The sequence below is a fragment of the Streptomyces sp. NPDC059456 genome (assembly GCF_042750055.1).
Classification (GTDB): Bacteria; Actinomycetota; Actinomycetes; order Streptomycetales; family Streptomycetaceae; genus Streptomyces.
Genome location: NZ_JBHYVA010000388.1, coordinates 1 through 7,911 on the forward strand (window position 1 = coordinate 1; position 7,911 = coordinate 7,911).

Consider the following 7,911-nt stretch of genomic DNA (forward strand, 5'->3'; position numbering starts at 1 on the left):
CGGTGCGGGTGACACGAACGGCTCCGGAACGCGAACGACGTGTGCCGGAGCCGCACGGGGCACCCGTGCACAACGAAAGGACCCCCTGATGAGCGTCCACGCCATCGACCGTCTCTGCTACGACATCGCACACGAGCCGGGGACCCTGGAACGGCTGCGGGCGGACCCGCGGCGGGAGCTCGCGGACCGCCCGCTGACCGCCGACGAGCGGGACGAGCTGCTGCGGGGCGACGTCGCCGCCCTGTACCGCCGCGGGGCCCACCCGGTACTGCTCGTACGGCTGGCGGCCTTCCGCGTACTGGGCCTCGACCCCGCGCTCTACGCCGCCCGCATCCGGGCGGCCGAGCCGCGCTTCAGCGTGCCGGCGCCGCCGGAACGGGAGTGAGCCACTCGTCGTGCTTGGCGGTGACGGCGCGGACCGTGTCGTGGTAGCACGCCTCCAGCGCCCGGGTGACCTCCCCCGCGGTCTTGCCGTCACCGAGGCGGAACCCGTCGACCTCCACGGCCGGCAGCACCTCCGCCGCGGTGCCCATCAGGAAGATCTCGTCGGCGAGGTACAGCTCCGTGCGCTCCACGGGCCGGGCCTCGACGGTCAGGCCGAGTTCCTCTTCGGCCAGCTGGAACAGGGTCTTGCGGGTGATGCTGTCCAGGACCCCGCTGGCCAGGTCCGGGGTGATGATCCGGCCGCCCTTGACCAGGGCGATGCACGAGCCGGACGACTCCGTGACGTTCCCGGCGCCGTTGAGGAAGACGGGCCAGTCGGCGCCGCGGGCCCGGGCGTCGACATTGCCCAGCCGGCCGTTGTGGTAGTTCGAGAACACCTTCATCGACGCCGGAGAGGCACCCGGGTTGAAGCGGGGCCAGGAGCTCACGGCGAGCGTGCAGGTGCGCCCCCGGCCGAGCTTGCTCTCGAACTCCCAGGTCTCGATGGCTATCTCGGCCGGAGTGCCGCGCGGCACCATCTGCTCCTTGTGCGTCCCGGCGGCGAAGCCCCACGGGCGCACGTAGAGGTCCTTGCCGCTGGCCTCCCACGACGCGAGCAGCTCGACGGTGGCGGCGACGAGCGCGTCCGCGTCGAACTCGGGCTCCAGCCAGCTCAGCCGGAGCGAGTCCAGCAGCCGCTGCATGTGGTCGCGGAGCCGGAAGCCGTGCAGGACCCCCCGCTCGGCGCTCCAGTAGGAGTGCACGCCTTCGAACGCGGCGGAGACCGAGGCGTGTCCGACGGAACTGATGTGGACCGTCGCCTCTTCCCACGGCATGAAGGTGCCGTTGCGCCAAATCAACTGCCCGTATTCAGAAGACACACTTACCCCTATCGGCAACCCTCTGGACGCGGCCCACAGGGAGCCCTGGCCGAACTCTAGATTTGTCCGTGAAGAACTGTCAAGACAGTCACAATCAGCAGTCAATATTTGCGTCATGGGCGCGGTTCGGCCCACCGGAAGGCACCGTCGACGCACCTCGCGCGGCGATGCGGCCGCGGAGCGACGCCTCATCGAGGAGAAGGGGCGCCCCGTCCTGGTCCGGCACACCACCGGCAGCCGGGGCCCGGACGTGGTCGAGGCGGCCGATGGGCAACCGGCCGGCCGGCGTGGGGCGTTGGCGGAGGGTGATGTCCATGCGCGGGCGCTGTGGTGGGTCGGCTAACGACCTCGCCGAGGTCGGGATGGACCAGCGGATCGAGCGGCCGTGTACGAGGCGGGGAGGGCAACGGCGAGTTCCCGGGAGCGGGCCAGGGTCCTACGGCCGGTGACCTGCACATACGCGCGCGACGAATCGGAGGGGGCAGCACGGTCTTCGAGCGGTCTCACGTAGCCACCCTGTTGGCGCGGGCGCGGGCGCGTGAGCACCTGGAAGAGCCGGACCGGGCGCTGAAGCGGCTCGAACAGGGTCGGTGCGGCCGGTGCGGCCGGTGCGGCCGGTGCGGCCGGTGCGGCCGGTGCGGCCGGTGCGGCCGGTGCGGCCGGTGCGAAGGCTGGAGCGGGGTGATTCGGCGCTGGGGGCTTGGCGTGGTGTTCCCGGTCCCTGCCGGTCCGTGTTCCCGACGGGCGCGGTGGAAGAGCCCGGTCTTGTGCGTGGTTCGACCGGGCGGCGGCTCTGTCATCGATGGGCGCGCGGTGATCGCCGTCACTGGTCGTGGGGCACGTGGGTGGGCCGTCAACGGGCGAGGCCGGTTCTCGACCAGCTCGGCGCCCTCGGCCTGGCACTCAACACCGTGGTGCAGTTCGGCTTCCCCGTCACCGAAGAACTGCTCGCCCGGCTCGCCCACTCCGGTAGGACCACATCAACTTCCTGGGCCGCTACGCCTTCATCCGGCCGCCGGCTCCGGGCCTGCGGCAGCTGCGCGACCCGCGCAGAGACGAGACGGACCACGGCAAGGGCGGACGGCCCGGGTCCCCTTGCTCATGGCGCCTGCCACGTTCACGCCACTCCCTCATGGCCCGTGAAGCTCACGTCGTCGGCCGTGGCGACGTGTTCGGCGGGCGCGGTGAGGTGCCTGGCGGTGTCCAAGGTTTCCCGGATTCGCTGAGCGAGGGCATGCCGGTCGGGGTCGTTGATCCAGCGTTCGAAGGCGACCTTGAACGCGGCGATCCCGATTTCGGCGGCGAGTGCGGCGGTGGTGGTCTCCAGGCCGCGTTCGCGCAGCGTGCCGGCGAGCGTGGAGGCGAGTGCGGCGAGTTTGGCCAGTTCGCGTTCCTGGAGCTCGGGGTTGGCGGCGATGACGGCCTGGCGTTGCCGTGCCAGGTCCGCGCGTTCTTCGAGGACGGGGGCGGCTTCGGTCAGGGCGTGGGCGATCACCTGGAGCGGCGGGAGCCCAGTGGGGGCGGCGGCCGTGGCGTTCGCGAGGGTGTCGGCGAGGGGGTTGGCGGCCGGGAAGAGGACTTCCCGTTTGTCGGCGAAGTGCCGGAAGAAGGTCCGTTCGGTGAGCCCGGCGCGGGCGGCGATCTCCGCAACGGTGGTGGCGTCGAAGCCCTTGTGGTTGTAGAGCTCCAGCGCCGCCTTCTCCAGGCGGCCTCGTGCGTCGGGTTTCCATCGGCTCATGCTCCGATCCTATCCCGCGATGACAGAAACTGACATCACAGTGATGGCAGTGACTGACATCGATGTTACGGTGATGTCATCAACTGACATCACGGCTCCCCGCCTCCGATGGGAAGCCCGCAGCAGGAAGGCGCAACCATGCGCGTATTCGTCACCGGGGCCTCCGGACACATCGGCTCCGCCGTCGTCCCCGAACTCCTCGACGGGGGACACCAGGTCGTCGGCCTGGCCCGCTCGGACAAGTCCGCCGCCGCTTTGACGGCCGCCGGCGCCGAGGTGTACCGGGGCGACCTCGACGATCTCGATGGCCTCGCCGCGACCGCCGACGCGGCCGACGGCGTCATCCACCTGGCCTTCAAGCACGACGCCATGTTCGCCGGCGACTTCGACAGCGCGGTCGCATCGGATCTGCGCGCCGTCGAGGCGCTCGGGGACGCGCTCGCCGGCACCGGCAAGCCCCTGGTGGCCACCTCGGGAACGGCGCTGTTCGCCTTTGCGGGCTTGAAGGACGCCCTCACCGAAGCCGACGCGTTCGACGCAGGCCCGCGGATCGACTCCGAGAACGCGGTGACCGCACTCGCGGAGCACGGTATCCGCTCGTCCGTCGTCCGGCTCGCTCCGAGCGTGCACAGCACGCTCGACCACAACGGCTTCATCCCGACCTTCATCTCCATCGCCCGGTCGAAGGGCGTCGCCGCCTACGTCGGCGACGGGGCCAACCGCTGGCCCGCCGTGCACACACTCGACGCGGCACGCCTGTACCGGCTGGCGCTGGAGTCCGCTCCGGCGGGGTCGCGGCTGCACGCCGTCGACGACGAGGGGGTCAGCTTCCGGGAGATCGCCGAGGCCATCGGTCGCGGGCTGGACCTGCCCGTGGTCAGCATCCCGCCGACGCAGGCCGACGACCACTTCGGCTTCCTCGGTGCCCACGCCCAGGCCGACAACCCGTCCTCCAGCACGCTGACCCGCGACCTCCTCGGCTGGAAGCCGGTCCAGCCCGGTCTCATCGAGGACCTCGCCCAGGGCCACTACTTCGGCGCGCCGGGGACCACGGCGCGCTGAGCCGCTCCCGCTCCGTCCACGCGGTCCGCCGCCCGGCATTCACGCGGCGCGGCGAAACCGGCCACCATTCCCACGCGATCGGCTGCTGCACGTACCCCCCGCACCCCGCGCCGCATCGCATCGCATCGCGGCGCAGCGCAGCGCAAGGAACGAACAACATGAACACTCAAAACGCGCGCGAGCGGATCGACCCCGAGCTCGCCGAGGTCCTGAAGGCCGTACCGATGACACCGACCGGGGTGTTCAACCTCAGCGATCTGAAGGGCACGCGGGCCGGCGTCCGCGCCATGGCCGAATCCATCGCCAACACCATCCCCGACGAGCCCACCGTCACCGCCCACGAGATCCAGGTGCCGCGCGCCGACGGCCCCGACGTCCCGATCCTCCTACTGCGTCCGCAGAACGCGCCTGGACCGCTGCCGGTCATCATGTGGTTCCACGGCGGTGGGCAGGTGCTCGGCTACGCCGCCCAGGACGCACCCTGGCTCAAGCCGCTCTGCGCGGCACTCGGCTGCGCCGTTGTCAGCGTCGACTTCCGGCTGGCCCCTGAAACCCCCGCGCCCGGCGCCGCCGAGGACGGATACACCGCCTACCGGTGGCTCAGCGACAACGTCGCCGATCTTGGCCTCGACCCCGCCCGGGTCGGTCTGGCCGGCCAGAGCGGAGGCGGGGGCATCGCCGCCGCCACGGCCCTCCTGATCCGCGACCGCGGTGCGGCGACTCCGCTGTTCCAGCTGCTGATGTACCCGATGCTCGACGACCGCAACACGACCGACTCGAGCCACGAGATCACCGACATCGGCATCTGGGACCGCGCGACCAACATCCTTGCCTGGCAGGCCATCCTCGGCGACCGCGTCGGCACCGACGACGTGACGTCCTACTGCGCCGCCTCCCGGGCGACCGACCTCGCCGGCCTGCCCCCGACCTTCATCGGTGTCGGTGAGCTGGACCTCTTCCGCGACGAGAACCTCGACTACGCGGCGCGCCTGCGCGCCCAGGGCGTCCCCGTGGAGCTACACCTCTACCCCGGCGCCTACCACGCGTTTGACCTGTTCGCCCCGCAGTCCCGCCTTGCGACGAGCTTCCACCACGCGTTGAACGACTACCTCGTCCGGAAGTTCGCGAAGACCCCGGAAACGGCGACCGCTTAACAACCCGCAGGTCTGAAGGCCTGCACCCCGTGCGGAATCCCGCCGGCGCCTCCGAACCAATTGCCCACACCGCTCGGCGTCGAGCAACTGACAGCACTCGGGTACGACGTGGTGATCAAGTCGGAGGCCGGGGCGCTCTCCGCCTTCGCCGATGAGTCGTACCTGGAGGCCAGGGCGCGGATCGGCACGGGCGAGGCGGCGTGGGGCGCCGGCATCGTCTTCCGGGTCAACGGCCCGTCACCGGGCGAGGTGGCCAAGCCGCAGGACGGCGCCACACTGGTCTCCATACCCTCACCGGCCCTTGGAACCGCTGTCGGAATGACTTCAGGCGTCGCCGGCAGATGAGTGAGCAGGCGAGGCTGAGGTTGCCGCCGGTCAGGGTGGCGGCAAGCGGAATGCCGGTGGCGTCGGTGATCAGATGGTGCTTGCTGCCGTTCCTGCCCCGGTCAACCGGGCTTCGTACGGTTTTGGAGCCCCCTTTAACGCGCGAGGTTGAGGGCAATTCGGTTGACGGGGCTGCCACGCGCGTCACGCGGGCGCGTGCCAGGTCTGGTTGGCCGGGCCGCAGCAGTCCCAGAGCTGCACGACCGTGCCGGTCGGTCCGCTCTGACTGACGACGGCCAGGACGTCGCCTTCCCGACCACGGGGGGGGACTGCTGCACAGCATCTCGTTGAAAGAGGTGAAGGGAATACCGCACGTCTTCGCGTCAGGCGCTCGTGGATCTCGACCTGTTGCGCGTGCTCGACGCCCTGCTCCAAGAGAACAGCGTCACCCGAGCTGCGGAACGCCTCGGCACCTCGCCCGCGGCGGTCAGCCGAACCCTGGCCCGACTCCGCCGCACCGTCGGCGACCCGCTGCTCGTCCGCGCCGGCCAGACGCTCGTGCCCACGCCGCGCGCCATGGAACTCCGGGAGGAGGTCGCCTCGTTCCGAAGGCGTTGCCCCGGCCCGTAAGACCTTTGAAGACCCGTGCTGCACCGATCGTGCTTACGTGCGGGTTCGAACGGGTTTTGTGGGGCGGGTGATGTTTTCACGGCATCGGCAGCGGCTGTTCGAGCGCGAAGTCCTCCGCCTCGGCGAGGTCCCCCGAAGCATCGGCGGATCAGGCTGGTGTCACCTGCCCGCCGACGTTCTCCATCAGGGCCTGAATACGGCCTGGTCGCCATCCACGTCACCCTGCCCTTCGCGGACGATCGGCGGGGTGCTCGTCGGCGCGAGGACCCAGACGCAACCTCCGGGTTGCACATGAAGGACTGACGTGCAACTCTGGAGTTGCACTATTGGATCGCGGATGAAGGAGTTCCGTCATGAGCGAAGACCGGATCGAACGCGAAACCCTGATCGACGCACCCGTGGACCGGGTCTGGCCCCTGGTGGCGGAGCCCGGCTTCTGGGTCGCCGACCCGGCGAGCGCGTCCGGCGCCCTGGCGCGGGAAGGAGAGTCCCTCGTGGCGCGGAACGCCGAGTACGGCGATTTCCCGGTGCGCGTGGAGAAGGTCGAGCCCCAGACCTACCTGGCGTATCGCTGGGCCAGCGCGTTCCCGGGAGAGGAACTGCGCGAAGACAACAGCACCCTCGTGGAGTTCACGCTGACCGCGGAAGGCGACAAGACGAGGCTCCGCGTCATCGAGAGCGGATTCGCGTCCTTGGCCGGGCCCGAGGACCTGCGCGCCAAGGCCGTGAAGGACAACACCGGAGGCTGGCCCCAGGTGCTCGACGCCCTCAAGAAGCGCACCGAACAGTCCTCCGCGTGACGGACGAAGACCGCGGCGAGGCGGAGGCCTTCGACGGCGTCCTCGCCGCCCTGGCCGATCCCACGCGACGGCGACTGCTCGACCTCCTCGCGGCGCAGGGCGAGGCTTCCGCGACGGCGCTCGCGGACCGGCTCCCCGTCTCGCGCCAAGCCGTGGTCAAGCACCTCGCCGTGCTGGATGCCGCCGGTCTGGTGTCGGGCAGCCGGGTCGGACGCGAGGTGCGGTACGCGCTACGTCCCGCGGCGCTGGACGCGACGGCCCGCTGGATGGCCGCGCTCGCCGCCGACTGGGACAGGCGCCTTGCGCGAATCAAGCGCATTGCCGAGTCGACGGAGGAGCCCTGAGGCCTGCGAGCCGGGGCGGCCGGGCCGGCAGTCGCCAGGACGGCGCCTCGCCGGACGGCGCCTCGCCGGTCACCTACACGAGCTCGCCGGCTTGGAGGGACGGGCGGTGAACTCGTGCAGGTGTTCCCCGCCAGGGACCTCATGCTCGGGCGCGGGGTCGACCAGATCCTTCCGCACCCCGGCGACGCGTCCCTGCCGGAGGCATACGTCACCGACGCCCGCACGCACGTCGATCTGACACAGGCGGCAATTCCGCGCGTCCGGCGCCCTTCTCCTGGCCCTGGGAGAAGCGCCGGCCCTCCTCGACACGGTCGCGCCGAACCTCCGGATCCTCAACCTGGAGAGGTCCGTCACCGGAGCGAGCCCGCATCCTGCTCACTGGACTCAACCCGCGCTGGTGGGAGTGGATCGCCGACCGGCTCACCACCGACCACGGCCCGCTCCGTACAACAGCACCGCGGTCTCGGGGTGCACCCCCGCCTGGGGGGGGGACGCCGATCAGCTCCCGAGCACCCCCCCCCCGCAGGTGCAGGGGCGCGGGGGCCGCGCGACACA

At 70.8% G+C, this 7,911-nt stretch carries 8 protein-coding genes and 2 pseudogenes; 7 read left to right on the top strand and 3 right to left on the bottom strand.

Features of this window, described 5'->3' with window-relative positions; translation table 11 throughout:
* Positions 1 to 88: 88 nt before the first annotated feature.
* Positions 89 to 385, top strand: a complete 297-nt coding sequence (locus ACFXA3_RS27685) for a hypothetical protein (RefSeq protein WP_134068654.1) — start codon at positions 89 to 91, stop codon at positions 383 to 385.
* On the opposite strand, the gene ACFXA3_RS27690 is transcribed toward ACFXA3_RS27685, so the two are convergent.
* The gene (locus ACFXA3_RS27690; RefSeq protein ID WP_385191131.1) at positions 354 to 1,304 is read right to left on the bottom strand and encodes an aminotransferase class IV; all 951 of its coding nucleotides are present in this window, start codon (positions 1,302 to 1,304) and stop codon (positions 354 to 356) included. The two genes, ACFXA3_RS27685 and ACFXA3_RS27690, sit on opposite strands and share 32 nt — an antisense overlap.
* A 1,117-nt stretch (positions 1,305 to 2,421) precedes the next feature.
* Positions 2,422 to 3,042: a TetR family transcriptional regulator gene (locus ACFXA3_RS27695; RefSeq protein WP_385191133.1), complete on the bottom strand. Its 621-nt coding sequence runs from the start codon at positions 3,040 to 3,042 to the stop codon at positions 2,422 to 2,424.
* 138 nt (positions 3,043 to 3,180) lie between these two features.
* Between ACFXA3_RS27695 and ACFXA3_RS27700 the strand changes: the two genes are divergently transcribed.
* From ACFXA3_RS27700 to ACFXA3_RS27710, 3 genes are all read left to right on the top strand, one after another.
* Positions 3,181 to 4,104: an SDR family oxidoreductase gene (locus ACFXA3_RS27700; protein ID WP_385191135.1), complete on the top strand. Its 924-nt coding sequence runs from the start codon at positions 3,181 to 3,183 to the stop codon at positions 4,102 to 4,104.
* Positions 4,105 to 4,262: 158 nt separating this feature from the next.
* Positions 4,263 to 5,258: an alpha/beta hydrolase fold domain-containing protein gene (locus tag ACFXA3_RS27705; RefSeq protein ID WP_385191137.1), complete on the top strand. Its 996-nt coding sequence runs from the start codon at positions 4,263 to 4,265 to the stop codon at positions 5,256 to 5,258.
* 60 nt (positions 5,259 to 5,318) lie between these two features.
* Complete coding sequence (locus ACFXA3_RS27710; protein ID WP_385191138.1) at positions 5,319 to 5,603, top strand: hypothetical protein; 285 nt, start codon at positions 5,319 to 5,321, stop codon at positions 5,601 to 5,603.
* 19 nt (positions 5,604 to 5,622) lie between these two features.
* Here ACFXA3_RS27710 and ACFXA3_RS27715 read toward each other — a convergent pair.
* A pseudogene (locus tag ACFXA3_RS27715) lies at positions 5,623 to 5,736 on the bottom strand (IS5/IS1182 family transposase); the annotation flags it as partial.
* Positions 5,737 to 5,975: 239 nt separating this feature from the next.
* On the opposite strand from ACFXA3_RS27715, the pseudogene ACFXA3_RS27720 reads away from it, so the two are divergent.
* The 3 genes and pseudogenes from ACFXA3_RS27720 to ACFXA3_RS27730 form a co-directional block, all read left to right on the top strand.
* Positions 5,976 to 6,197 (top strand): annotated as a pseudogene (locus ACFXA3_RS27720) (LysR family transcriptional regulator); the annotation flags it as partial.
* Positions 6,198 to 6,565: 368 nt separating this feature from the next.
* The gene (locus ACFXA3_RS27725; RefSeq protein WP_385191140.1) at positions 6,566 to 7,012 is read left to right on the top strand and encodes an SRPBCC domain-containing protein; all 447 of its coding nucleotides are present in this window, start codon (positions 6,566 to 6,568) and stop codon (positions 7,010 to 7,012) included.
* Positions 7,009 to 7,356 carry an ArsR/SmtB family transcription factor gene (locus ACFXA3_RS27730; RefSeq protein ID WP_385191142.1) on the top strand — a complete coding sequence of 116 codons (348 nt, stop codon included), beginning with the start codon at positions 7,009 to 7,011 and terminating at the stop codon, positions 7,354 to 7,356. Before ACFXA3_RS27725 ends, ACFXA3_RS27730 begins: the two co-directional genes overlap by 4 nt.
* The last annotated feature ends 555 nt before the right edge of the window (positions 7,357 to 7,911 follow it).

Coding starts and splice junctions, on each gene's coding strand:
- ACFXA3_RS27725 (WP_385191140.1), top strand. CDS start 6,566: ATGAGCGAAGACCGGATCGAACGCGAAACCCTGATCGACGCACCCGTG.
- ACFXA3_RS27705 (WP_385191137.1), top strand. CDS start 4,263: ATGAACACTCAAAACGCGCGCGAGCGGATCGACCCCGAGCTCGCCGAG.
- ACFXA3_RS27700 (WP_385191135.1), top strand. CDS start 3,181: ATGCGCGTATTCGTCACCGGGGCCTCCGGACACATCGGCTCCGCCGTC.
- ACFXA3_RS27685 (WP_134068654.1), top strand. CDS start 89: ATGAGCGTCCACGCCATCGACCGTCTCTGCTACGACATCGCACACGAG.
- ACFXA3_RS27695 (WP_385191133.1), bottom strand. CDS start 3,042: ATGAGCCGATGGAAACCCGACGCACGAGGCCGCCTGGAGAAGGCGGCG.